The sequence below is a fragment of the Yersinia vastinensis genome (genome assembly GCF_902726565.1).
Lineage (GTDB): Bacteria > Pseudomonadota > Gammaproteobacteria > Enterobacterales > Enterobacteriaceae > Yersinia > Yersinia vastinensis.
In genome coordinates, this window is record NZ_CACVAF010000006.1 from 107322 (window position 1) to 133194 (window position 25873).

Below are 25873 nucleotides of genomic sequence, written 5' to 3' on the forward strand. Positions count from 1 at the left end.
CCAATCAGGAAGCGCTATGCATTGCCCGTTTTGTGCCGCCGTGGATACCAAAGTCATTGATTCCCGTCTGGTGAGCGATGGTTCGCAAGTGCGCCGTCGCCGCCAGTGTTTAGATTGTAATGAACGCTTTACCACTTTCGAAGTGGCTGAATTGGTACTTCCGCGCGTTATTAAAAGTGATGATGTGCGCGAACCCTTCAATGAAGAAAAATTACGGCGGGGCATGCTTAAAGCATTAGAAAAACGACCTGTCAGTTCTGATGATGTCGAAACCGCCATAAGTCATATTAAATCTCAGCTACGTGCCACTGGCGAACGTGAAGTTCCCACCAAGATGGTCGGCAACTTAGTGATGGAAGCACTGAAACGTCTGGATAAAGTGGCGTATATCCGTTTTGCCTCTGTATATCGCAGTTTTGAAGATATTCGCGAATTTGGCGAAGAGATTGCCCGTTTGCAGGATTAACTCGCATTTTATACTGTACGACATAGTTCAGTATCAGAATTGCAGCATAAACAGTAAGGAAAGTCATGCAGCCCGATGAGTTCTATATGGCCCGTGCCTTTGAGTTGGCACGGTTGGGGCGTTTTACGACGTCACCTAACCCTAATGTCGGGTGTGTTTTGGTGCGTGACGGTCAGATCGTGGGTGAAGGTTATCACTTACGAGCCGGAGAACCTCACGCTGAAGTGCATGCGCTGCGCATGGCAGGAGAAAAGGCGCGCGGCGCGACTGCCTATGTCACTCTTGAGCCATGCAGTCACCACGGACGCACACCACCGTGTGCTGATGCGCTGGTTGCCGCAGGGGTTGTGCGGGTTGTCGCGGCTATGCAAGACCCTAATCCACAGGTTGCCGGGCGCGGGTTATATCGCCTGAAACAGGCGGGTGTCGACGTTCATCATGGCCTCATGCTGGCGGAGGCTGAAGCGGTCAACCTCGGTTTTTTAAAACGGATGCGTACCGGCTTCCCTTATCTGCAACTGAAAATGGCGGCATCGTTGGATGGCCGAACGGCAATGGCCTCAGGCGAGAGTCAATGGATTACCTCACCACAAGCACGCCAAGATGTGCAGCGTTTTCGTGCTGAAAGTTCGGCGATCCTTAGTACCAGCGCTACCGTCTTGGCTGATGATCCTTCATTGACGGTTCGCTGGCAGGAGTTAGATGCTGAAACCCAAGCATTGTATCCTCAAGACAACCTACGTCAGCCAACACGCATTATACTCGATAGTCAAAATCGCGTGACGCCAGAGCACAAAGTCACACAGCAAGATGGTTCCTGCTGGTTAGCTCGAGTCGAGGCAGATAAACAGCCGTGGCCTGCCAATGTTGAGCAATTATTGTTACCCCGCCATGGCAGTGGTGTGGACTTGGTTTTATTGATGATGCAATTGGGCAAGCGGCAGATTAACTCAGTGTGGGTTGAAGCCGGGCCACAATTGGCCGGAGCCTTGTTGCAGGCCGGTGTGGTTGATGAGCTAATTCTTTATATCGCTCCCAAACTACTAGGTAGCGATGCGCGTGGTTTATGCCAGTTAGCAGGTTTAACACATTTATCGCAAGCTCCAGAGTTTGAATTTAGTGATGTGCGTCAGGTGGGGCCGGATCTCCGCTTGCGCTTGAAACCGAAGTATTAATGACATTATCTGGCTGAGATTCTCTCTGCCATTCATTGTCTTGCCCGCGTTTTACAAATGCGCAGGGGCGGGGCGCGAAAGAATATGATAGAATCCGCCCCCCTGCGGGGTATGAACCCATATTGAGGAAAGCTATGAACGTTATCGAAGGTGTTGTTGCTACTCCTAATGCCCGCGTGGCGATTGCAATTGCGCGTTTTAACAACTTTATCAACGACAGCCTGCTGGAAGGTGCAATTGATGCCCTCAAACGCATTGGTCAAGTCGCAGATGACAACATCACTGTTGTTTGGGTACCGGGTGCCTACGAGTTACCGCTGGTTGCCAATGTGTTAGCAAAAACAAATCGTTACGATGCGGTAATTGCGCTGGGTACAGTTATCCGTGGGGGTACTGCACATTTTGAGTATGTTGCTGGTGAAGCAAGTTCTGGTCTATCGAGTGTCGCCATGAACAGTGATATCCCAGTCGCTTTCGGTGTGCTAACCACAGAAAGTATTGAGCAAGCCATTGAGCGTGCGGGTACTAAAGCGGGTAATAAAGGTGCAGAAGCTGCCCTGACCGCGCTTGAAATGATTAATGTAATCAAGGCTATTAAAGGCTGAATTTAGTTAAGTTAAGGGGAATTCCGTGAAACCTGCTGCTCGTCGCCGCGCTCGTGAGTGCGCTGTTCAAGCGCTTTACTCTTGGCAGTTGTCTAAAAACGACATCGCTGATGTTGAATTACAGTTCCTGTCGGAGCAGGATGTCAAAGACGTCGACATCGCCTATTTTCGCGAATTGCTGTCTGGGGTTGCCGTGAATGCCGCATCTCTGGATGCGTTGATGGCACCAGTTCTTTCCCGCCAGCTCGAAGAATTAGGCCAGGTTGAAAGGGCGGTTCTGCGTATTGCGCTGTTTGAACTGAGCAAACGTGATGATGTCCCTTATAAAGTGGCAATCAATGAAGCAATCGAACTGGCCAAAACATTTGGTGCAGAAGATAGCCATAAGTTTGTCAACGGAGTGCTGGATAAGGTAGCTCCGATGGTTCGTAAGAAAAAATAATCTCGTTATATCCTTTGCTCTTGAAGCTACAGGGTGGCTAGTGACCTGCAACTTGAAGTTCTTTAGGCTATACCTGAAGTAGTTTGAATTAAGGCCGGTTTCCGGCCTTAATCATGTATCGGCAAACATTTCTGGAATTGTATTATGGCATGTGGCGAATTTGACCTCATTGCCCGCTACTTTGACCGGTTCAGAAGTAATCGCCGGGATGTAGAGTTGGGTATTGGAGACGACTGCGCACTTCTTACAGTGGCAGATAAACAGCTGTTGGCCATCAGTACAGATACACTGGTGTCCGGTATTCATTTCCTTCCGGATATCGATCCGGCTGATCTTGGTTACAAATCTTTAGCGGTGAACCTTAGCGATTTAGCTGCGATGGGTGCTGATCCTGCCTGGTTATCTCTTGCTCTTACTCTCCCAAATGTTAATGAAGACTGGTTACAAGCATTCAGCGACAGTCTGTTTGATCAATTGAATTATTACGGCATGCAATTGATTGGTGGTGATACCACTCGTGGGCCACTGAGCCTGACATTAACTATTCAGGGCTTAGTACCAGAAGGGCGGGCCTTGACCCGTGCAGGGGCGCGGATTGGTGATTGGATTTACGTCACGGGTACTTTGGGTGACAGCGCAGCGGGTCTGGCTATTTTGCAAGATGAGCTACGTGTTGATAACGAATCAGATCGTGCGGCTTTAATTCACCGCCATTTGCGACCACAACCTCGTATATTGCAGGGGCAGGCGCTGCGAGACCTTGCAAGTTCTGCGATTGATATCTCGGATGGGTTGATTTCTGATCTGCACCATATTCTGAAAGCGAGTCATTGTGGCGCACGTATTGATCTGGATGATTTACCCTATTCTGATGCTTTAACACGTCAGGTGGATGCGGAACAAGCATTACGCTGGGCATTAAGCGGTGGTGAAGACTACGAACTGTGCTTTACCGTACCGGAGATAAACCGCGGTGCACTGGAGGTCGCTCTGAGCAATACTGGTGCAGCCTATACCTGCATTGGCCAGATTGGCCCACAGTCGGAAGGTGTGAAGTTCTTCCGTGATGGTAAAACCATTGAACTGGACTTTCATGGGTTTGACCATTTCTTAGTAGGTAAATCCCATGGATGAAGCCAAACGTCGCCTGCGACTATCTAATCCGTGGCATTTGTTGGCAACCGGGTTCGGCAGTGGCTTATCGCCGTGGGCGCCGGGCACGATGGGGTCGATTGCGGCTATTCCATTCTGGCTATTATTAATTCAGTTACCTTGGCAGGTATATTCTCTGGCGGTGATGTTCAGCATCTGTATCGGCGTCTATATCTGCCATCGCACAGCCAAAGATATGCAGGTTCATGACCACGGCAGTATCGTGTGGGATGAATTTGTCGGAATGTGGATTACTTTGATGGCCTTGCCAGTGAATGATTGGCAATGGGTTGCTGCTGGTTTTGTGGCATTCCGTATTTTTGATATCTGGAAACCTTGGCCGATTCGCTGGTTTGATCGCAACGTCCATGGCGGCATGGGAATAATGGTCGATGATATTATTGCTGGTGTGATTGCCGCCGCGATTATTTTTGTTATTGGGTATTACTGGCCAATAGATTTATTTTACTGATACCCGTCATCTTTCAAGTTACAGGTGTGTTGGCTGCACTCAATAACCCGAATCACTGACTTATGTCAGCTCATCGGGACTATCTCGTTTACCGCCTTCCAAGATGCAGGGGGAGTTGGCGGTGCTGAATAGAATAAAGGCATAACCTCGTGGTTATGCCTTAAATTGAGTTATCACGCCAGCCACGCGTCAATTTGGCGTTGTATGCCCGCGGCATCCAAACCAAATTCAGCGCGCATTTCATCTTGCTCACCCTGTGGTACAAAGTGGTCTGGTAATCCAAGGTTGAGCACCGGAACTAACTGCCGCTTCGCCATCAATAACTCATTCACGCCGCTACCCGCACCACCCATAATGGCATTTTCTTCCACCGTGACGAAGACTTCGTGATTGGCAGCTAAGTTCAATATGAGTTCTTCATCCAGTGGTTTGACGAATCGCATATCCACCAGAGTGGCATTAAGGTTGTCGGCGACAATTTGTGCTTGAGCCAGCAACGTACCAAAGCACAGAATGGCAACTTTTTCACCTTCGCGGCGCACAATCCCTTTACCGATAGGTAAGATCTCTAATGGTTCCAGTACTGCACCGGTGCCATTGCCTCGAGGGTAACGCACTGCCGCGGGACCATTGTGATGATAGCCGGTGTGTAACATCTGGCGGCACTCATTTTCATCACTTGGTGCCATGATGACCATATTAGGAATGCAACGCATGAATGAAAGATCAAAAGCACCCTGATGGGTTTGACCATCAGCACCAACTAAACCACCACGGTCAATGGCAAACAAGACTGGTAGGTTCTGGATGGCAACATCGTGGATCAACTGATCATAAGCGCGTTGCAGGAACGTGGAGTAAATGGCAACTACCGGTTTGTAGCCACCAATGGCCAAGCCAGCCGCGAAAGTCACTGCGTGTTGTTCCGCGATCGCCACATCAAAATACTGTTGTGGGTATTCGCGCGAAAAGCGAACCATCCCCGAACCTTCCCGCATTGCGGGTGTGACGGCCATTAACCGGCTGTCTTTCGCGGCTGTTTCGCATAACCACTCACCAAAAATCTTGGAGTAAGTCGGTAAACCTCCTTGGCTTTTCGGTAGTGTGCCTGAGGCCGGATCAAATTTAGGCACGGCATGCCAGCCGATGGGGTCTTTCTCCGCAGGAGCGTAACCTTTGCCCTTTTTGGTCATGATGTGTAGAAGTTGTGGGCCTTTCAAGCTGCGCATATTTTTTAATGTTTGCGTCAATGCCTGTACATCGTGACCATCGACCGGGCCGATATAGTTGAAACCTAGCTCTTCAAACAGGGTGCTTGGCACCACCATGCCTTTAAGATGTTCTTCCGTGCGTTTCAGAAGATCTTTGATCGGAGGTAAACCGGATAACGCTTTTTTACCGCCCTCACGTAGACTGGCATAGAGCTTGCCAGATAATAACTGGGCCAAATGGTTATTCAGGCCGCCTACGTTTTCTGAGATGGACATTTCGTTATCGTTAAGGATAACCAGCATGTCTGAATGAATATCACCGGCATGATTCATGGCTTCAAAAGCCATTCCCGCAGTAATCGCGCCATCACCAATAACACAGACGGTACGCCGGCCTTTACCTTCACGTTCAGCGGCAACTGCCATCCCCAAGCCGGCACTGATTGAGGTGGAGGAGTGGCCAACAGAAAGTACGTCATATTCACTTTCACCGCGCCAGGGGAAAGGATGCAAACCATCTTTCTGGCGAATAGTACCTATTTGTTCACGGCGACCCGTCAATATCTTGTGTGGATAAGCCTGATGGCCCACGTCCCACACCAAGTGATCAAATGGGGTGTTGTAGACGTAATGCAACGCGACAGTGAGCTCGACTACACCCAGCCCAGAAGCAAAATGCCCACTGGATCGGCTGACCGAGGCAAGCAAATACTGCCGTAGTTCATCACACAACTTCGGCAGACTTTTTTCCGGCAACATGCGGAGTTCTTCAGGATTCTCCGCAAGTGCCAATGTCGGGTATTTGGCTATATCAAGACTCATTCGATGCTCATATCAAAATTGTAAGTAGGCATTCACGCACTGCCAGTATATTTCTAATTATCACGCTCAATAACAAAGCAGGCTAATGCTTGTAATGGCGCTATGTTATAGGATTGCTCCGCCAGCGCATTCAGGGCGCTAATAGCTTCCTGATAAAGATCCATGGCTTTAGCCTTGGCACACTCTAATCCCAGAAGCGCCGGATAGGTACTTTTTCCGAGTTGCTGGTCTGAACCTTGACGTTTACCAATGGTTGCGGTGTCGCCAATCACATCTAAAATATCGTCCTGTACCTGAAAAGCCAGACCGATTGCATCGGCATAACGATCAAGCAGTGGCAGTGCCTCACGCCCAGGAGCACCTGCCGCCAAAGCGCCGAGACGCACGGCAGCGCGGATCAATGCGCCGGTTTTATGACGATGGATTTGTTCAAGGTCAGCCAGTGAAATCTGACGCGCTTCTGCTTCCAGATCCAATGCCTGACCGCCACACATTCCTGCGACACCACTGGCGTAAGCTAATTCTGCAATCATTGACAGGCGATCTTTATCTGCCACGTCGGGCATTGTCGCTTCTGACAGTATAGAGAAAGCTAAGGTTTGTAGCGCATCACCCGCCAAAATGGCATTGGCCTCGCCAAATTTAACATGGCACGTTGGTTGTCCACGGCGTAAATCATCGTCATCCATTGCCGGTAAATCATCATGCATTAATGAATACGCATGGATACATTCAATTGCCGCGGCTGGCGCATCTAAATTAGCCAGTGACAAGCCAAACATTTGGCCGGTGGCATAAACCAGATAAGGGCGTAACCGTTTACCGCCAAGCACAGTGCCATAACGCATAGCGTTGACTAAATCACTGTTACCAAAAGGAAGTGGCGTGATGAAGTCCAGTATGGCCTGATTAACCCGCTGCTGGTGAGCGGCAAGCTGCTGGCTAAAATCAACAGTTGAGTGGGCGTTGGACATAAGGCTACTCAGCATCCGGGGCAAAAGGGGTTAATGGTGCATCGACACTGTCGCTCAGAAGGACCTGAACACGTTGCTCGGCTTGCAGCAAGGTCTGCTGACCAACACGAGCCAACTGTACGCCACGCTCAAACTCATTCAAGGCTTCTTCCAGCGGAAGTTCACCTGACTCCAGACGAGTGACAATTTGTTCCAGTTCGCTGAGCGATGTCTCAAAACTGGTTGCTTTGGTTTCGGGTGCTGCGGCTTTTTTCGGCATAGTTTTTATTCGACTCGATATCTTTGATGAAACGTAACCTTGATGGCGCGTAACGTCTTACTGCTTGCTGAAAGCAACTTTTCAGGCCTTAAACTTATTACCGGCTATTCTAGCGGATAATGAAGGGGAAATCGTGACGTTTAAGTCTGGTTTTTAGTACGCAGCGTAGCCCTATATAGTGATATACTCCACGGCTTGCATGTTTTCGCTAACGCCTTTGACTGTTGCTAATCGATAGCGACGCCATCACTCCATAACCTGACAACTAAAGACCGCCATGAAGTTTATCATTAAATTGTTCCCAGAAATCACCATCAAGAGTCAATCTGTGCGATTGCGCTTCATTAAGATCCTCACAACCAATATTCGCAACGTATTGAAAAACCTTGAGGATGATACCCTCGCCGTTGTCCGTCATTGGGATCATATTGAAATCCGCACTAAAGATGACAATCTTGGCCCACAAATTTGTGATGCGTTGACCCGCGTTCCGGGGATCCACCATATTCTTGAAGTGGAAGACCGCAGCTACACTGATATGCACAATATTTTTGAGCAGACGCTGGAAGCCTACCGCGAAACATTGGTCGGAAAAACTTTCTGTGTTCGAGTGAAGCGCCGTGGTAAGCACGAGTTTTCTTCTGGTGATGTTGAGCGGTATGTCGGTGGTGGCCTCAATCAACATATTGAAAGCGCCAAAGTTAAACTGAACCACCCTCAAGTGACCGTTCATCTGGAAATTGATCAGGACAAACTAACACTGATCAAAGCGCGTCATGAAGGGTTGGGCGGCTTCCCAATCGGTACGCAAGAAGATGTTTTATCTTTGATTTCGGGTGGTTTTGACTCCGGTGTATCGAGCTATATGCTGATGCGTCGTGGTTGTCGCGTACACTATTGCTTCTTTAATCTCGGTGGTTCAGCCCACGAGATTGGTGTTAAACAAGTTGCGCATTATCTGTGGAATCGTTTTGGTAGCTCTCATCGGGTACGTTTTATTGCCATTGATTTCGAACCCGTGGTCGGAGAGATTCTCGAAAAAGTTGAAGATGGCCAGATGGGCGTCGTCCTAAAACGTATGATGGTGCGTGCAGCGTCTCAGGTTGCTGAGCGCTATGGCGTACAGGCGTTGGTTACTGGTGAAGCTCTGGGGCAGGTATCCAGTCAGACACTGACTAACTTGCGCTTAATTGATAATGCTTCTGACACTTTGATTTTGCGCCCACTTATCTCGCATGATAAAGAGCACATCATTAATTTGGCGCGGGAAATTGGTACTGAAGATTTCGCGAAAACCATGCCAGAATATTGCGGTGTTATCTCAAAAAGCCCAACAGTAAAAGCTGTTAAGGCCAAGATTGAGGAAGAGGAATCTCACTTTGATTTCTCTATTCTGGACCGTGTTGTCAGCGAAGCCAAAAATGTTGATATCCGTGAAATCGCCGAGCAGAGTCGTGAACAGGTCGTCGAAGTTGAAACTGTTGCAGAGTTGGCCGATACCGATGTGTTACTGGATATCCGTGCGCCGGATGAACAGGATGAAAAACCGCTGAAACTCGATAGTATTGAGGTTCGCGCTTTGCCTTTCTATAAGCTGAGTTCGCAATTTGCCGACTTGGATCAGAGCAAAACTTATTTGCTGTATTGCGATCGCGGTGTGATGAGCCGTTTACAGGCGCTGTATCTGCGCGAACAGGGATATTCTAACGTGAAAGTCTATCGCCCTTAAGAGTGTGATATGTCAGCAGCTACTGCGCTTTGCCATTTCGGGATTGCGCAGTGCCCAAGCCTTGTATCATCGCCCCACCTGAATAATTCTCAGCCTTAAAACAAGCGTGGGGCGACCCTGAGGCTATTTAAATTCAACTAAATCGTCAGGTTTGATATTTGGTACAGTTGGTGAGAATGGGCAACAAATACCACCAATATCGCTGGGATCAAAACAGCGACCGTCTGGAAAACAGACTTTAATATTAAATTTGGGTATAAGAATTTTACTGTTTAATGGCGACTCAGCAGCTAGGGAAACAGAAGAAAATAGGCTAAACGAAGCCATTAATGTACTAGCTAATAATAAATTTTTCATATTTTCACCTTATTTATTTTAGATTAGCATATTAAAGTAGAATTAGGATGTATCAGTAATTCTAATTTGTTAAGTATCTCTAACTAAATTTGATGTTATATGAACTCTTCACTGCTCACAATAATTAAATAGATGTTCATTATTTTGCTTTTCGTAATGATTTTTATTTCCAAGTGTCATTATTAATATTTATATTATTGATTAATATTGTTATTTTGTTTTTTGATATCACTAAAATCATAGTGGGAATATTTTTGTTTTCCGCTCTATAGCTATATTAACTGATAACAATTTCGTCTTTTTGATTGATTGAAAGCATGAGGTAAGAGTGAGTTTATAAATGATTTAAGAGTAAAAGCCGCTGATGGTAAAGAAATACTAACTTGATTCATAAAAACACTATAAGATGAGACACTATTAATAACAGTGTCCCCCTTCTTTATTTACAGTGACTTATTTACTCGCGGTAGTTATAAATTCCCGGCGGCAATACTAATTGCCAGGCAATTTCTTCTGCTTTCTCGCGTCCAAGCAATAAGAAAACAATCTTTAGGGCGAAATCGATGGACGTTCCCGGCCCTTGGCTGGTCACTAAATTAACCCGTCGGTCATAAACTACCCGCTGATCCATCCATTTAGTCGTAGCGATTTTATCTTTCAGCCCCGGAAAACCTGTCATATTGCCCACCGGGAACAGATTGTGATGTTCAAGCACTAAGGCGGGGGCGGCACAGATTGCCGCAACCAAGCGGCCTTCATTATGTGTTTGCTGCACAGTCGCGACTAATAGTGGGCTGTCACGAAAGCATTCTGCCCCTTTGATGCCACCGGGCAGTACCACCACATCAAATTTTTCATCTGCGACATCAACTAGTCGAGCATCAGCCAATAACCGCACACCGCGCGAACAGACGATTTCTAATGCGCCATCGCTGGCGACACTGGCTGTCGTGACCTGAATTCCCGCGCGTACCAGAATATCAATCGTGGTAACTGCTTCTGTTTCTTCGCTACCAGGAGCCAGGCAAACCAGCGCCGATACGCTCATACTCATTTTCCTTACGCTTAATTAAATCATACAGCCGGGAGTTTTCCGGTAATGTCATACCGTGACTGCGTGCTCGGCGTAATAAATAGCCGGTGATATAGTCTATTTCGGTGTGCCGCTGACAGCGTAAATCCTGCAATAGGGAGGAGATATTATCGGCCGTATTTTGGATAACGTCGTTAACATAGCTGAGCAGACTGTCTGTAGAGGTATGGTAGCCCTCCATCTCCATCACACTGGCAACTTCAGCGCATAGACGAGCAATTTGATCTGGATAGCGCTGCAAATCACCATTGCGGCAGTCATAGAGACCGGTCAGTGGGTTAATCACACAGTTTACCGCCAATTTTTGCCAGCACGCAGCTGAGATATCGTTGTGCCAGGCGACATCGGGCAATGCTTGATGGAGAACATCGGCCAGATGGCTGATATCCATTGCGATAGGAACTGTCGGGCCGATATGCGTTATGCCACTCGCCACATGGACAATCGTGTTACCGTCCCGACGCGCGGCATGGGTTGTGACACCATGTAGAAAAATATGCTCATCACGAGGCAATTCTTCCTGAGTTCCCATCCCATTATGTAACAGTAAAATCTGACATTCAGGGTGGAGTTTAGGTAGTAAAGCGGTTACGGCGCTGGAAACTTGCCATGCTTTTAAGCAAACCAGCAGTAATTCACTTTTCGACAAGTGCTCTGGGTCATTAGTGGGGAGGTTTTGGTTGAATGCTTCACCACTTAACGTAATGACATTGACCGAACAAAAGGGCTGCGGTACACGTAACCAGCCTTGTACATCATGGCCTTGCTGGTATAACGCTGATAACCATAATTGCCCAAGAGCTCCGCAACCAAGCACAGTAATTTTCATTGAGACCTCCTTGGTGTGAGCGCAATACACTGCTTCTTTCTAAGTGTTATGCTTTGATTATAGACTTTTTGGTCATTAAAAGCAGAGTTAGCTACACGCGGGATTAGCGAAGAACACTGTAATTGCAGTGGCTTGACTTTGTCTGCGGGGATAAAGCGGTTATTATGCTCGCCATTCATCTTATCAGGAGGAGGGAATATGCCATCTTTCGACATCGTATCTGAAATTGATATGCAGGAAGTGCGTAACGCCGTTGAAAACGCCACCCGTGATCTGGCGAACCGTTGGGATTTTCGTAATGTTCCAGCGAGTTTTGAATTAAATGAAAAGAACGAAAGTATCAAAGTAGCCAGCGAGTCTGATTTTCAGGTCGAACAGTTACTGGATATTTTGCGTGCTCAACTCAGTAAACGTGGCATTGAAGGCGCGGCACTGGAGATCCCAGAAGAAATGGATCGCAGCGGCAAAACCTACAGTGTAGAAGCCAAGCTGAAACAAGGCATTGAAAGTGTGCAAGCGAAGAAGCTGGTTAAGCTGATCAAAGACAGCAAATTGAAAGTTCAAGCTCAAATTCAGGGTGAACAAGTTCGTGTCACCGGTAAAGCTCGTGATGATTTACAGAGTGTCATGGCCTTGGTTCGTGGTGCTGATCTGGGGCAACCCTTCCAGTTCAATAATTTCCGTGACTGATATTTAGCTGAATCAGGTACAAAGGTATTGACCACCTTTGTACCTTCTTTGGATTTATAGCGCGTTGACTAACTGCTCCAACTGACTGCGATTGGTTTTTTTGGTATCCACTTTGACGTAAGCACTGCGCTCTGCTGTCACGACAATAGCTTCTGTAACACCCGGTTGTGCTTTGATTCGTTCTTCCAATGCCGAGTCTTTTACCGCCAATTCTGACAAGGTGATGCGCAGGCTACTGACGTAAGGGGGTTCTTGCATGGTAGCACTGACGGCAAACCACACTAGTGCGATAACCGCTCCGGCGGCAAACACCATACTCGCGCCTTCCAGACCAAATATCCAACCCCCTAAACTCCCGCCGATAGCCACACCAATAAACTGGCTGGTGGAGTAAATTCCCATAGCGGTGCCTTTATAGCCAGCAGGCGATTCTTTACTGATTAATGACGGCAATATAGCCTCCATCACGTTGAAAGCAATAAAGAATAACTGTACACCGGCAATGATGATCCAGAGCTGCTGCCCAGCAGACCATAGCACGACTTCGGCGGCAAATAGCACAGCAACGCAGCCCATAAACACGTGCTTCATGCGGCGTTTGACTTCGGCATAGATAATGAATGGTACGACGGCGGCGAACGAGACCAACATAGTCACTAAATAGACAATCCAATGCTGAGCAGGGGCTAATCCGGCGCTGGCCATAATTTGTGGTAAAGCAACAAAGCTCGACATCAGCAAAATATGCAGGCACATGATGCCGAAATTGAGTTTAAGCAGCCGGCTATTATTAAGCACTTTGCTCACACTGCCTTTGACGATACTGGATTCGCGGTTAAGCACGTGCTTATCCGCATCAGGTACTACGGCTAAAGTGATGACAATACCCAATAGCGCCAGTATGGCTATTCCCCAGAATAAAGCTTGTAAACCAAAAGCATGGGTTACTATTGGCCCTATCACCATCGCAATGGCAAAGGTGATACCAAAGCTGACACCAATAAATGCCATCGCTTTGGTTCGATTTTGTTCGCGAGTCAGGTCAGACAGTAGCGCCATGACGGCAGCCGCGATAGCACCGGAACCTTGCAATGCACGACCCAGAATGATGCCCCAGATAGAATCACTCAGTGCAGCAATAACACTTCCCAAAGCAAATACCAGCAAACCACCGACGATCAGGGGTTTGCGGCCAATACGATCGGAAATCAGCCCAAAGGGGATCTGGAAAATAGCCTGTGATAGACCGTAGATGCCAATGGCAATACCAATCAGAGCCTCACTGGCACCGGAAAGTGCCATGCCATAGGTGGTGAGAACCGGCAACACCATGAACATGCCCAGCATGCGCAGGGAGAAAACCGTACCCAGCCCCCAAGTAGCCCGAAGCTCTAACGGGGTCATTTTATTGTCGTTCATTACCACCTCAGAAAAACCAATTGCGCTATTGTAATGATGTTAATGCCAACCGGTAAATCTATTGATGTTTAGAATGTATTACCGGCGATATTTTAAGCATGAATTAGTAGGATATCGTCTCTATAAGGACACACTTTACAAATAATGGGATTGACTGTTATAGGCACATGCGAACATAGAAACAGGCAGATAGAGAAATGGGTATGTGTAAAAGGCAGGGGAGGGCCAAAATACAAAGCGGCTGGTAGGTTATCTGCCTACCAGCCGCTCACATTATTTTCTTACATCAACCCGATGGACCTTACCCGACGTAAGTCAGCAATCCAGCCGAGGAGGGGACGTTGAAGTCAACCGACATCATAACGCTCAATGACGTAATCGCAATGATAGAGAAGACAAAGAGTTTTCTCGCCCAAACGATGTCATTGGTTGCCTTGTAACCGCGCAACGCCATACCCAACCACCAGACACTGACCGCCGCAGCCACAACCAGATATTTATAACCGGCATAGCCACTTAACGTCAGCATCAAGGTTGCCACCATAAATGCCAGAATATAAAGGGTAATATGGTTTTTGGTGACCGATATTCCTTTTATGACCGGCAGTACTGGAATGTTGGCAGCTTGATAATCCTTAAAGCGGAAAATCGCGATGGCATAAGAGTGCGGCATCTGCCACAAACTGAAGATCAGCAGCAGGATCAACGCACCCATATCGAACTGCCCGGTAACGGCACAGTAACCAATCACTGGCGGTGCGGCACCTGACAAGCTACCAATTAACGTGCCATAGACTGATTTACGTTTCATATAGAGGCTATAAACCCCGACATAGATAACGAAACCGATGACTGCCAGCATCATTGCTAATGGATTGGCGGCGACGTAGAGCAACAGCATGCCAGCAATACCCAGTACTGATGCATAAATCAGGCTCACTTTCGGATCGATAAGCCCTTTGACCAGGACACGATTCTTCGTTCTCTCCATGATACGGTCGATATCACGGTCGATATAGTTGTTAAATACACACCCGGAGGCAACAACTAACGAGACACCGAACAGGGTGGCGAGAAAAAGGGGGTAATCAATCACGCCTTTGGAAGCGAGGAGAAATCCCCCAACGACAGAAATTAAATTGCCGAAAATAATTCCTGGTTTAGTTACTTGCAGGTATTGCTTAATCATCACATGCAGCTCTTCAGTCAACCATCATATTGATGTTGAGGTTGTACATAATCCAGAGTGAGCCCACAACAACGATTGCGATAATCATAGCGGTGAACAGGAACGCCACCAGATTCCAACGTTCTTCGGACGATCCATTCATATGCAGGAAGTACACCAGGTGCACAATAATCTGCACCACGGCTAAACCGACCACTGTGGCCAGAATAGTCGTATGGGAGGCGGTACCGCTCATCACCATAGCAAATGGAATAACTGTCAGAATGACCGACAGAATGAAGCCAATAAGATATGACTTCAAGCTACCGTGGCTGGCTCCACCGTGAGTAGTTGTTGGATGACTCATTACATGGCTCCTAACAGATAGACAACGGTGAATACGCAGATCCAAACCACGTCCAAGAAGTGCCAGAACAAGCTCAGACACATCAGGCGGGTACGGTTCGTCTCATTCAGGCCGCGTTTTGCTACTTGAATCATCATAATGATGATCCAAACCAGGCCAGCAGTAACGTGAATACCGTGGGTGGCAACCAGTGCAAAGAAGCTGGACAGGAACGCACTGCGGTCCGGACCATAGCCTTCAGCAATCAGGTGATGGAATTCATAGATTTCCATTGCCACAAAGCCTAGGCCGAACAGGAAAGTCAGACCTAACCAAGTGTTTACTTGGTTTTTATGGCCTTTATTCATGCCCAGCATAGCGATGCCGTAAGTAATACTACTGAACAGTAACAGGAAGGTTTCGACCAGAACAAAGTTCAAGTCGAAGATATCCCGTCCTGAAGGACCGCCAGCGGTCCCGTTTACCAGCACTGCATAAGTTGCGAATAAGGTCGCAAACAAAATACAGTCGCTCATCAGGTAGATCCAGAAGCCGAATACTTTCGTCGCTCCCGCATCGTGATGCCCATGCTCTGCATGGGCGACGTTGTGGTTAGTCAGAGTTTCAGTTGACATGATTCACGCCTGCTTTGCTGATTTGTTCATAATGAAGATCTTCAATGCGCTCAACTTCTGCAACCGGCACATAGTAATCAACATCCTCGTCGAAGCTTTTCACAATCCAGGTCACAATCATGCCGACGAAGCCAACGATGGCTAGCCACCAGATATACCAGATCATGGCAAAGCCAAAGATCAAGCTGAAGCCAGCAATAATCACACCTGCACCGGTATTCTTCGGCATGTGGATCTCTTCGTATTTCGCTGGGCGTTTGTATGCTTCGCCTTTCTCTTTCATATCCCAGAATTCGTCACGGTCAACAACTTCAGGAACAACGGCGAAGTTATAGAACGGCGGTGGGGAAGAGGTAGACCACTCCAGTGTACGGCCACCCCATGGGTCACCCGTCAGATCGCGATTTTGCTCGCGGTCGCGAATACTGACAAACACTTGGATAACCTGACACAAGATACCGCATGCAATCAGTGCTGCACCGCCTGCAGCTACCATCAACATCGGGTGGAATTCCGGGTTGATGTCTTGGCTTAGACGACGGGTCATACCCATGAAGCCCAGTACGTACAGCGGCATAAAGGCGACGAAGAAACCAATAATCCAGAACCAGAATGCACGGATGCCCCATTTTTCATTCAGCGTGAAGCCGAAGGACTTAGGCCACCAGTAAGTCAGGCCAGCGAAGCAACCGAATACCACACCACCGATAATCACGTTATGGAAGTGCGCAATCAGGAACAGGCTGTTATGCAGGACAAAGTTTGCACCCGGAACGGCGAGCAGAACACCGGTCATCCCACCGATAGAGAAGGTGATGATGAAGCCAACAGTCCACAACATTGCAGAGTTAAACTGAATGCGGCCTTGGTACATGGTGAACAACCAGTTGAAGATTTTCACCCCAGTAGGGATGGAAATGATCATCGTGGCTATACCGAAGAAGGCGTTAACGTTGGCACCGGACCCCATGGTGAAGAAGTGGTGTAGCCAAACAATAAACGACAGTACGGTAATGGCGATGGTTGCCCAGACTAAAGAGGTGTAACCAAACAGACGCTTTCTTGAGAAAGTCGCAGTCACTTCGGAGAACACACCGAATACTGGCAGCACCAAAATGTACACTTCCGGATGGCCCCAGGCCCAAATCAGGTTGATGTACATCATCATGTTGCCACCCATATCATTGGTAAAGAAATGGGTGCCAAGGTAACGGTCCAGTGTCAGTAACGCGACGGTCACTGTCAGGATTGGGAAAGAAACGATAATCAAAATGTTGGTGCAGAGTGCCGCCCATGTGAAGACAGGCATCTTCATCATCGACATGCCTGGTGCACGCATTTTCAAAATAGTCGCGAAGAAGTTAACACCGGTCAACAAGGTCCCAAGACCCGAAATCTGTAGACTCCAGATCCAGTAATCGACCCCGACACCAGGGTTGTACTCTTTACCCGACAGTGGCGGATAAGCCAACCAACCGGTTTGTGCGAATTCACCGACCCCCAGAGAGATGTTAATTAACACCACCCCGACGACAAAGAACCAGAAGCTCAGTGAGTTCAGGAACGGGAAGGCGACGTCACGAGCGCCGATTTGTAGCGGTACAACCACGTTCATCAAGCCGACGACAAAAGGCATCGCCATGAAGAAAATCATGATAACGCCGTGCGCCGTGAAAATCTGATCATAGTGATGAGGCGGGAGGAACCCAGCCTCACCAGCTGAAGCAAGTGCTTGCTGGCTGCGCATCATGATAGCATCGGCAAAGCCACGCAACAGCATGACCATGGCGACCAGAATGTACATGATACCGATTTTTTTATGGTCAACCGAGGTCAGCCATTCGCTCCATAACCATTTCCATTTGCCAAAATAGGTCAGAGCGGCGACAAGAGCCAGCCCACCCAGAACAATTGCAGCAACGGTAACCATAATGATTGGTTCGTGTAGCGGAACCGCATCAAGTGTTAATTTTCCCAACATCGTTTTATTCCTCGGCTCCGGCGTGAGCGGCGTGTTCGCCCATATCCATGCCCTGGCTCATGTCCATACCTTTATGGGGGTCATTGCCTTTCTGGTGCATGTTCATATCGCCCATAAACTTGCCAATAATTCCTTTAAACAGCTCCGGTTTAACACTGGAGAAATACTCAACCGGGTTATTTTCACTCGGTTCAGCCAGCTTATTGAAATCGTCAGTGGTATTAAGGGTATTTGGCGATTTTTTCACTTGTGCGACCCACTGGTTGAAGTCTTCCTGCGTTGGTGTCGCTATCGCAGTAAATTTCATACCAGAGAAGCCTTTGCCGCTGAAGCTACTGGAAATACCATTGTATTTACCGGCTTCGTTGGCGATCAGATGCAGTTTGGTTTGCATCCCGGCCATCGCATAAATCTGCCCGCCTAACTGAGGGATAAAGAACGAGTTCATTACTGAGTTAGAGGTGATTTTGAAGTTCACCGGAACATCAGTAGGGAAAGCCAGTTCATTTACTGTAGCAATACCTTGTTCTGGATAGATAAATAGCCATTTCCAGTCAAGGGAGACCACTTCAATAGTGATCGGTTCTTTGCCAGCCACTTCAAGCGGTTTGAACGGGTCAAGTTCGTGGGAGGTTTTCCAGGTTATCGTTGCCAAAATAGCGATGATAATGATTGGAACAGCCCAAACAACAAGCTCAATTTTGTTGGAATGGGACCAGTTTGGGGTGTAGGTCGCACTTTTGTTGGACGCGCGGTACTTCCATGCAAAAGCAAACGCCATAAAAATAACCGGAACTACGACGATCAACATTAAACCGATAGCAGTAAGTATCAGTGTTTTTTGTTCGACTCCGATTGCGCCTTTGGGATTCATCAATACCATATCGCAACCACTGAGCATTACCGTGGCTGCTAATAAAGACAACATACCCATATTTTTAATGTATTTCTTAAGTCTCATCTAACGACCTCAATTACAAAAGGGCTCTATTGTCGTTTCATGTGTGCGGGCATTTTACGGGAAGGTTGCAGGACTGTAAACATGCTTAAGATTGTGTCAGCGGCTTGTTGACACTTTATGTTAAGGGGGTCACAGATGTTGCCATGCGTGACAATTTACTAATAGCAACAATATGTTGGCGATAGTGACTGGTGGAGAATCGCTAGATGTTAAGGAAAAACAACGGTAATTAGCGTTTTATTCATGGGAAATACTGATTTTAAATTATTACCTAGGCTTATTTTATGTAAATAATATGTGATGACACGGTAAAATAAAATATATTCAGGGGCGCTATAAATAGTCACCCCAGAATCATTTAACTAGAAATTATATTTAATTGAGTAAACGATACCGTCTTGTAAGAAATCTTCACCCAATTTGTTATAAGCATAACGGTACTGAATACCAGTAGTGAATTGTTTTACCGGTGTCCACCAAAGTGCAATGGCACCATTTACCCCATTACGGCCACCGTTACCTGCGGCATAACGTTCAGCGCGATTAAACTCCAGTTCATTCCAGTTGGTGATACTGAAGTTTTCATCGAATGCGGTGAAGTCATAACCTGCAACCCAGCCCACTACATAACCGTTATTACCTGAGTAATAGGTTTGGTCAACATAATGCAATGCGACGAAAGGTTTCATCCAGACACCTGCTACGGTGGCGTTATAGCCGATACCGTACAGGGTATTTACTTCGTGGAAGTTGCTGTAATTGTTACCTTCAGCACTCGGTAGCGAGTAAGTGCCATAAAGATGACCATACAGGTTGAAGCCGGAATCACCTAAATAGTAGCGGCCTGTTGTTTTGAAGGTATAGCGCTGGTTATCACCCGGTTGCGCCGTTTTTGAGTTGAATGGGTTTTCTAAATCAAAGAAGCCGTAGACCTCACCCCAGCTATAACCTGCACCACCTTCAAGTTCGATATAAGCAAAGTCATCTTTGTGCGAAGAATCACCTGATTTATGCGTAGTGCTGCGGGTCCAGTCAAGATAGTTCATGCTGATATTAGCAAATCCCCACTGGTATTCAGCTTGTACGGCGGGAGCCACCGTGACCGCAGTCAGCGCGACAGCGCCGAGAAGAATTTTACGCATAAATGCCTCTGTGTAGTTGAAAGATATCAGGAGAAATAAAAGGACACAGTCCTTAACAAAAAGTGCGCACATCATAGTCTCAGAGCACGAAAGGATAAATAGCTAGAGGTGATGCAAGTCTCATTTTGTGAATAATATTTTGCAAGTGTTGCTGTAATTTGTGACTTGGTTCAATAAATATGCAGGGTTCTTCCGAGAGTAGAATGAGTGGAGCGGGCTGATAAATGCAAAAAAGCCGGCACAAGTGCCGGCTTTGGTTAATGAGTGTGGTTTATTAAGCTAATTTTTCTCGTCTTAGCGCAAGATAATCCAATACCCCGCCAAGAACCATGCCGACCACACTGAGCTGAATGCCGCGTAGCAACAATATATCGGCTATTTGTGGGACTGCCGTCCAATCCAGAGCGTTACAGATCAGTAAAACTAACCATGCACCTAATAATATGCAGCCAATCGTTAAAAAGCGTAGCGCCCAACGATAAGCTGTTTTGAACGCCGTTCGAGGCATAAATTCATCTGTTTTCTGGGTATGTTCCAGCGTCTGTCGGCAGATATAAAGCAGAAGCAAGCCGGGAATCGCGGCAGCAATTGAAAACAAATAAAACAGCGGCCAACCGTGAGTCTCAACGAACCATCCAGCAATTGGGCCGACATAAACTCGACCTACCGCAGAAAGTGCCGATAACAACGCAAATTGTGTGGCGGAGAACGATTTATTACAAAGCGTCATCAGCAGTGCAACAAATGCCGCAGTTCCCATTCCCCCACACAAGTTCTCCAAGAAGATAGCGCTGCCCATGGAGATTATATTCTTGTCGGTGATGGATAATAGCCAATAACCAATGTTGGAGATCGCTTGTAAAATCCCGAAAATCATCAATGCGCGGAATAAACTCAAGCGCTGCATCAGCAAACCGCCATACAGAGCGCCAATAATAGTGGCAATCAACCCTAGCGTTTTATTAACCAGCCCGACTTCGCCGGCATCAAAACCGACTCCACGGATCAGGAACGTTGTACTGAGGCTGGCTGCAAATGCATCCCCCATTTTGTACAACACAATCAGCAGCAGAATCAGCCATGCATTATTACGACCAAAAAAATCACGCAACGGCTCAACAATTGCCTGCTCCAGCGTTTTTGGTGGGGCAATTCGAATCTCAGGTTCAGGGGCAAACAGCGTGGCAAACACCCCAATTAGCATTAACCCAGCCATCAGCCAGTAAGTGGATTGCCAGCCAAGATAGCGGTCAGCTATCCATAGCGCTAACCCACCCGACACCAACATGGCGAGACGATAGCCTAAGACGGAAACTGCCGCCCCTGTACCGCGATCTTCCGCTGCGAGCAAATCGGTTTTATAGGCATCAAAAACAATATCTTGTGATGCAGAGCAGAAGGCAACCAGCACGGCAATTGCGGCCAGCCACCATAAATGTTTGGCAGGCTCCATAAAGCCCATGGCGATAATAGCCACAATTAATAACAACTGACTGACCAGCAACCAACCACGTCGACGGCCAAGGAATGAGGGAGTGTAGCGGTCCATCAACGGGGACCAGAGGAACTTAAATACGTAAGCCTGACCGACCAGCGAAAAGATACCAATAGTTTTCAGGCTGACGTTTTCGACCGTCATCCAGGCTTGCAGCGTTCCGCCCGTAAGGGCCAGAGGAAGGCCTGAAGCAAAACCCAACAATAGCAGAACAAGAGAATTTCGCTGGGTAAAAAGATTTGAATAGCGATTGGGCATGTGAGACCTACATGCTCCACCCCATGAGCGGGGCAGAGCATTCTGTTAAGCAGTAATCATGATGTTAAACGCACAACCAATTAACGGGCATTTTGCTTGATAAAGCTGCTGACGCTAGTGTCTTGCGCCATATCGGCAATAACATCGCTTAATACGGTATTCACTGCGTCAGTAATCTTTTCATTGGTCGCAGTAAATGCGCCCTGAACATTGTAGCTGGCACGGTAATTCTTCACCTGTTTATTGCCATTTTTCGCGGTAGCGGTAATAGAAATATCGGCTTTCGTGGTGATGTTGTAGCGCAGGTTACCTTCTTGTACATCGGCATACAGTTGATTGACAACAATTTGCAGGTCAACAGGTGCATTAGTACCAATCATGTAACCACGGGCGGTCATTTGTTTTTCAAGCACTTCTTGTAACAGGAACCGCAGATCACGAGATGGGGTCAACACGACCAGTTGACCATCACGATTGACTTTAGCCAGCGCAGAGTCCTGACGCTGGTCTGCCCCATTAATGCTGATAGTAATCCCCATTAATGTTGGGTCTTGTGGTGGTAATACGACTTTTGGGGTGACATTCAAGGTGTTGTTACTGGCAGCACAACCCGCCAATATAAAAACAGCCAACAGCGGGAAAAGAATTTTCTTTAGCATGTTCACTTTCTCAATAGTTATGGAATTTTTTAATAATCAGAGCGGGATAGCAGCCATGTTATTTTGCAAGTTTGCAGTTGCCACATCATATCACCGCGATTGACGGGTGGAAGATCCCGATGCAGAGATATTCAGGATATTTTGTATCTGAAATGTTATAAAACAGCGAAAATCAACTAATATTGTAATAAATAGTAGGCAGTTTTCTGCCTCAGTAGTAAGGAGAGCATGATGATTTTGATTCGAGAACAAATTGAAGAAAAACTAAAAAGGGCATTCGAACCGGATCATCTGGAGGTGATTAATGAAAGTTATCGCCACAATGTTCCCGCGGGTTCTGAAAGTCATTTTAAAATTGTGATCGTCAGCAATAAATTTCAAGATCAACGCTTTCTGAATCGCCATCGCGCGATTTATAGTGCGTTGGCTGATGAGCTGGCAAGCACTGTTCATGCGCTGGCCTTACATACTTACACTCAAAAAGAGTGGGCGGGTTTACAAGATACTGTACCGGCTTCACCTTCTTGTCGTGGCGCGGGTACACTGGCTTAATCTGCGAGCGTAATCAAATACAAACCGGATAACAGTAGTAATTCTGGTCTGATTTAGGGTATTAGTAGGTGAGAATTTTGCGAGCGGCCTATAGGGCCGCTTCTGTTTCTGTATAGGCGACGTCTTAGTTTAATCGGTGCGCCGCAGGAGTTTTAGCCGAGGGAACGATTCACGCGTGAATTTTACCGCGACAACATTCGCTTGCTTTCCTCGACTCATAACCTGTGCGCCGCTATAATGTCGCGTCTTATTTTTCCGGAATGGTTTCGGGACGCTTCTGACATCTGGGATACTCGGTTCTGTTTAATGCGGCCGTCCCGGTTCTTAGAGGGTGTTTTCAGAGTTCGCATCATTCCTGAAAGGGTAATGGTGCTGCTTCGTTGCAGCTTCTGGAGTTGACCGAGCACTGTGATTTTTTTGAGGTAACAAGATGCAAGTTTCTGTTGAAACCACTCAAGGCCTTGGCCGCCGTGTAACAATTACTGTTGCTGCTGACAGCATTGAGAAAGCAGTAAAAAGCGAATTAGTTAAAGCCGCTAAAAATGTTCGTATCGACGGTTTCCGTAAAGGCCATGTGCCAATGAACATCGTTGAACAGCGTTACGGCGCATCAGTTCGTCAGGATGTGCTGGGTGATCTGATGCAACGTAATTTCGTTGATGCGATCATTAAAGAAAAAATCAACCCAGCAGGCGCGCCAAACTATGTGCCGGGCCAGTACAAGCAGGGTGAAGATTTTACTTATTCCGTTGAGTTTGAAGTGTATCCGGAAGTTGAGCTGAAAGATCTGGAAAGCATTGAAGTTGAAAAGCCAGTTGTTGAAGTTAATGACGCTGACGTTGATACCATGCTGGAAACTCTGCGTAAGCAACAAGCAACTTGGAAAGAAACTGACGCTGCAGTAACGGCTGAAGATCGCGTCACTCTGGATTTCACTGGTTCTATCGACGGTGAAGTGTTCGAAGGTGGCAAAGCATCTGATTTCGTGCTGGCAATGGGCCAGGGTCGTATGATCCCAGGTTTCGAAGAAGGTGTAATCGGCCATAAAGCCGGTGAAGAATTCACCATCGACGTCAACTTCCCAGAAGATTACCACGCAGAAAACCTGAAAGGTAAATCAGCTAAATTCGACATCGTGTTGAAAAAAGTTGAAGTGCGTGAATTGCCAGAACTCACTGAAGAATTCATCAAACGTTTCGGCGTTGCTGATGGTTCATTAGCGGGTCTGCGTGCTGAAGTGCGCAAAAACATGGAACGTGAGCTGAAAGGTGCAGTGCGTAACCGTGTTAAAACTCAGGCAATCGACGGTCTGGTTAGTGCTAACGAAATCGACGTTCCAGCAGCACTGGTTGAAGGTGAAATCGACGTTCTGCGCCGTCAAGCTGCACAGCGTTTCGGTGGTAACGAGAAACAAGCTGCTGAACTGCCACGTGAATTGTTCGAAGAACAAGCTAAACGTCGCGTTGTTGTTGGTCTGTTGCTGGGTGAGGTTATCAGCCAGCACGAGCTGAAAGCTGATGAAGATCGTGTGAAAGCACTGATCGAAGAAATGGCTTCTGCTTACGAAGATCCACAAGAAGTGATTGAGTTCTACAGCAAAAACAAAGAGCTGATGAACAATATGCGCAATGTTGCTCTGGAAGAACAAGCCGTAGAAACTCTTCTGGCTAAAGCCAAAGTAACTGAAAAACCAACGACCTTTAGTGAACTGATGAATCAGACCACGACTGCGTAATGTTTTTTTAGCGTAGTAAACTGATTAAGCCCGTCGCCTTTGGCTACGGGCTTTTTCTTTTAGTAACAATAATCCCTCAATAGTATGATTAATCTGGCATGTTTCGCTGTAATCTGCGCTATATTTGAAAAGTGAAATGAAGTCATTAACAAATAATTTATTAATACGGCGTCGGGATTACGGCAGGGATCGCGAACGATGGTTAGGTTGAAAAATGTGTGTGGGACTTGAAAAAGAATATTAATCCCCCAATTAACTTAATAGACGTTCATATTCGATGTTGATAAAACACTGGCTGAATACCACCGTCAAATGAGTCTGGATAACCAGACTGTTTGCATGCGACCTTGATGCATGAACATAGTCATCATTGCTTATCTCAAGTAGAATCGGTTATGAATGGCGCCAAAGTAAATTCTATTAGGAGACGGTAATGTCATACAGTGGCGAACGAGATCAATTTGCACCTAACATGGCTCTGGTGCCAATGGTAGTTGAGCAGACTTCACGTGGGGAGCGTTCTTACGATATCTTCTCCCGTCTGCTGAAAGAGCGCATCATTTTTCTGACCGGTCAAGTTGAAGACCATATGGCCAACTTGATCACAGCGCAAATGCTGTTTCTGGAAGCAGAGAATCCGGAAAAAGACATTTTCCTGTATATCAACTCACCAGGTGGGGTGATTACTGCCGGGATGTCAATTTATGACACCATGCAATTTATTAAGCCTGATGTCAGCACTATTTGTATGGGCCAGGCGTGTTCGATGGGCGCATTCTTGTTGACTGCGGGTGCCAAAGGTAAACGTTTCTGCCTGCCGAATTCGCGGGTGATGATTCATCAACCGTTGGGCGGCTTCCAGGGCCAGGCCACAGATATTGAAATTCATGCAAAAGAGATTTTAAAAGTGAAATCACGCATGAACGAACTGATGGCGCATCACACGGGAAAATCTCTCGAAGAAATAGAGAGAGACACTGAGCGCGACCGTTTCCTGTCTGCCGAACAGGCTGTAGAATACGGTTTAGTCGATTCTGTGTTCACCCGTCGTGACTAACGACTTATTTCTGTGAGCCGATATACTATAGTGAATGTAAATAGAACAAATCGCGATGCTTAATTAGCCAAGTTGCGTATTGTTTGTTCACTCCATATGATGTCGACTGTCCGTTGAAGGCTAACGTGGCGTACAGAAGTTGCGAGAATAGTCTCCCTGCCGCAGGTTTTCGATGTGGCAGATATTAAA

26 protein-coding genes are annotated in these 25873 nt (G+C 47.1%); 11 read left to right on the forward strand and 15 right to left on the reverse strand.

What is annotated here, in order from left to right:
* The first annotated feature begins 16 nt into the window (after positions 1-16).
* From nrdR to pgpA, 6 genes are all read left to right on the forward strand, one after another.
* On the forward strand, positions 17-466 hold the full coding sequence (gene nrdR, locus HUZ92_RS10675) for a transcriptional regulator NrdR (RefSeq protein ID WP_004716459.1): 450 nt from the start codon (positions 17-19) through the stop codon (positions 464-466).
* Positions 467-531: 65 nt separating this feature from the next.
* The gene (ribD, locus tag HUZ92_RS10680) at positions 532-1641 is read left to right on the forward strand and encodes a bifunctional diaminohydroxyphosphoribosylaminopyrimidine deaminase/5-amino-6-(5-phosphoribosylamino)uracil reductase RibD (protein ID WP_050099186.1); all 1110 of its coding nucleotides are present in this window, start codon (positions 532-534) and stop codon (positions 1639-1641) included.
* Between the two features lie 134 nt (positions 1642-1775).
* Entirely contained in the window at positions 1776-2246 is a 471-nt protein-coding gene (ribH, locus tag HUZ92_RS10685; protein ID WP_025377400.1) for a 6,7-dimethyl-8-ribityllumazine synthase, read from the forward strand.
* 25 nt (positions 2247-2271) lie between these two features.
* On the forward strand, positions 2272-2688 hold the full coding sequence (nusB, locus tag HUZ92_RS10690) for a transcription antitermination factor NusB (RefSeq protein WP_050099184.1): 417 nt from the start codon (positions 2272-2274) through the stop codon (positions 2686-2688).
* A gap of 144 nt (positions 2689-2832) precedes the next feature.
* Positions 2833-3822, forward strand: a complete 990-nt coding sequence (gene thiL, locus HUZ92_RS10695; RefSeq protein WP_050099181.1) for a thiamine-phosphate kinase — start codon at positions 2833-2835, stop codon at positions 3820-3822.
* Positions 3815-4312, forward strand: coding sequence for a phosphatidylglycerophosphatase A (gene pgpA / locus HUZ92_RS10700; RefSeq protein ID WP_050099179.1), 498 nt, complete (start codon positions 3815-3817; stop codon positions 4310-4312). Before thiL ends, pgpA begins: the two co-directional genes overlap by 8 nt.
* 173 nt (positions 4313-4485) lie before the next feature.
* On the opposite strand, the gene dxs is transcribed toward pgpA, so the two are convergent.
* Genes dxs through xseB form a run of 3 tightly spaced genes read right to left on the reverse strand, consistent with a single transcriptional unit; the run spans position 4486 to position 7578 of the window.
* Complete coding sequence (gene dxs, locus HUZ92_RS10705) at positions 4486-6345, reverse strand: 1-deoxy-D-xylulose-5-phosphate synthase (RefSeq protein ID WP_145525702.1); 1860 nt, start codon at positions 6343-6345, stop codon at positions 4486-4488.
* A gap of 53 nt (positions 6346-6398) precedes the next feature.
* Positions 6399-7319: a (2E,6E)-farnesyl diphosphate synthase gene (ispA, locus tag HUZ92_RS10710; RefSeq protein ID WP_050099176.1), complete on the reverse strand. Its 921-nt coding sequence runs from the start codon at positions 7317-7319 to the stop codon at positions 6399-6401.
* 4 nt (positions 7320-7323) lie between these two features.
* Complete coding sequence (gene xseB, locus HUZ92_RS10715; RefSeq protein ID WP_050099174.1) at positions 7324-7578, reverse strand: exodeoxyribonuclease VII small subunit; 255 nt, start codon at positions 7576-7578, stop codon at positions 7324-7326.
* A 277-nt stretch (positions 7579-7855) separates the two neighbouring features.
* Between xseB and thiI the strand changes: the two genes are divergently transcribed.
* Entirely contained in the window at positions 7856-9307 is a 1452-nt protein-coding gene (gene thiI, locus HUZ92_RS10720; protein ID WP_050099173.1) for a tRNA uracil 4-sulfurtransferase ThiI, read from the forward strand.
* A gap of 123 nt (positions 9308-9430) precedes the next feature.
* On the opposite strand, the gene HUZ92_RS10725 is transcribed toward thiI, so the two are convergent.
* The 3 genes from HUZ92_RS10725 to panE all read right to left on the reverse strand — a co-directional run bounded on the left by HUZ92_RS10725 (position 9431) and on the right by panE (position 11586).
* Positions 9431-9664 carry a hypothetical protein gene (locus HUZ92_RS10725; RefSeq protein ID WP_145579584.1) on the reverse strand — a complete coding sequence of 78 codons (234 nt, stop codon included), beginning with the start codon at positions 9662-9664 and terminating at the stop codon, positions 9431-9433.
* Positions 9665-10121: 457 nt separating this feature from the next.
* Positions 10122-10712, reverse strand: coding sequence for a protein deglycase YajL (yajL, locus tag HUZ92_RS10730; RefSeq protein ID WP_050099169.1), 591 nt, complete (start codon positions 10710-10712; stop codon positions 10122-10124).
* The gene (gene panE, locus HUZ92_RS10735) at positions 10675-11586 is read right to left on the reverse strand and encodes a 2-dehydropantoate 2-reductase (RefSeq protein WP_050099167.1); all 912 of its coding nucleotides are present in this window, start codon (positions 11584-11586) and stop codon (positions 10675-10677) included. Before panE ends, yajL begins: the two co-directional genes overlap by 38 nt.
* A 198-nt stretch (positions 11587-11784) precedes the next feature.
* Between panE and HUZ92_RS10740 the strand changes: the two genes are divergently transcribed.
* The gene (locus HUZ92_RS10740; protein ID WP_050099166.1) at positions 11785-12276 is read left to right on the forward strand and encodes a YajQ family cyclic di-GMP-binding protein; all 492 of its coding nucleotides are present in this window, start codon (positions 11785-11787) and stop codon (positions 12274-12276) included.
* A 54-nt stretch (positions 12277-12330) separates the two neighbouring features.
* Here the strand turns inward: HUZ92_RS10740 and HUZ92_RS10745 are convergent, their stop codons facing one another.
* The 9 genes from HUZ92_RS10745 to HUZ92_RS10785 all read right to left on the reverse strand — a co-directional run bounded on the left by HUZ92_RS10745 (position 12331) and on the right by HUZ92_RS10785 (position 22340).
* On the reverse strand, positions 12331-13695 hold the full coding sequence (locus HUZ92_RS10745) for an MFS transporter (RefSeq protein WP_050099164.1): 1365 nt from the start codon (positions 13693-13695) through the stop codon (positions 12331-12333).
* A 301-nt stretch (positions 13696-13996) separates the two neighbouring features.
* Entirely contained in the window at positions 13997-14884 is an 888-nt protein-coding gene (gene cyoE / locus HUZ92_RS10750; protein ID WP_050099162.1) for a heme o synthase, read from the reverse strand.
* Positions 14885-14897: 13 nt separating this feature from the next.
* The gene (locus tag HUZ92_RS10755; RefSeq protein WP_025377412.1) at positions 14898-15230 is read right to left on the reverse strand and encodes a cytochrome o ubiquinol oxidase subunit IV; all 333 of its coding nucleotides are present in this window, start codon (positions 15228-15230) and stop codon (positions 14898-14900) included.
* A complete protein-coding gene (locus HUZ92_RS10760; RefSeq protein WP_005163525.1) occupies positions 15230-15844 on the reverse strand; it encodes a cytochrome o ubiquinol oxidase subunit III in 615 nt (204 codons plus the stop codon). Before HUZ92_RS10760 ends, HUZ92_RS10755 begins: the two co-directional genes overlap by 1 nt.
* Positions 15834-17825, reverse strand: a complete 1992-nt coding sequence (cyoB, locus tag HUZ92_RS10765) for a cytochrome o ubiquinol oxidase subunit I (protein WP_050099160.1) — start codon at positions 17823-17825, stop codon at positions 15834-15836. The genes HUZ92_RS10760 and cyoB overlap by 11 nt, the downstream gene beginning before the upstream one ends.
* A 4-nt stretch (positions 17826-17829) precedes the next feature.
* Positions 17830-18786, reverse strand: a complete 957-nt coding sequence (cyoA, locus tag HUZ92_RS10770; protein WP_145579585.1) for a cytochrome o ubiquinol oxidase subunit II — start codon at positions 18784-18786, stop codon at positions 17830-17832.
* A 362-nt stretch (positions 18787-19148) separates the two neighbouring features.
* On the reverse strand, positions 19149-19928 hold the full coding sequence (locus HUZ92_RS10775; RefSeq protein ID WP_050099157.1) for a nucleoside-specific channel-forming Tsx family protein: 780 nt from the start codon (positions 19926-19928) through the stop codon (positions 19149-19151).
* 274 nt (positions 19929-20202) lie between these two features.
* A complete protein-coding gene (ampG, locus tag HUZ92_RS10780) occupies positions 20203-21681 on the reverse strand; it encodes a muropeptide MFS transporter AmpG (RefSeq protein ID WP_050139922.1) in 1479 nt (492 codons plus the stop codon).
* 80 nt (positions 21682-21761) lie between these two features.
* Positions 21762-22340 carry a lipoprotein gene (locus tag HUZ92_RS10785; RefSeq protein WP_050099154.1) on the reverse strand — a complete coding sequence of 193 codons (579 nt, stop codon included), beginning with the start codon at positions 22338-22340 and terminating at the stop codon, positions 21762-21764.
* 231 nt (positions 22341-22571) lie between these two features.
* Between HUZ92_RS10785 and bolA the strand changes: the two genes are divergently transcribed.
* From bolA to clpP, 3 genes are all read left to right on the forward strand, one after another.
* Entirely contained in the window at positions 22572-22892 is a 321-nt protein-coding gene (gene bolA, locus HUZ92_RS10790; protein ID WP_072086593.1) for a transcriptional regulator BolA, read from the forward strand.
* Between the two features lie 430 nt (positions 22893-23322).
* Complete coding sequence (tig, locus tag HUZ92_RS10795) at positions 23323-24627, forward strand: trigger factor (protein WP_050099152.1); 1305 nt, start codon at positions 23323-23325, stop codon at positions 24625-24627.
* 433 nt (positions 24628-25060) lie between these two features.
* Complete coding sequence (gene clpP, locus HUZ92_RS10800) at positions 25061-25684, forward strand: ATP-dependent Clp endopeptidase proteolytic subunit ClpP (RefSeq protein WP_004714577.1); 624 nt, start codon at positions 25061-25063, stop codon at positions 25682-25684.
* Positions 25685-25873 lie beyond the last annotated feature (189 nt).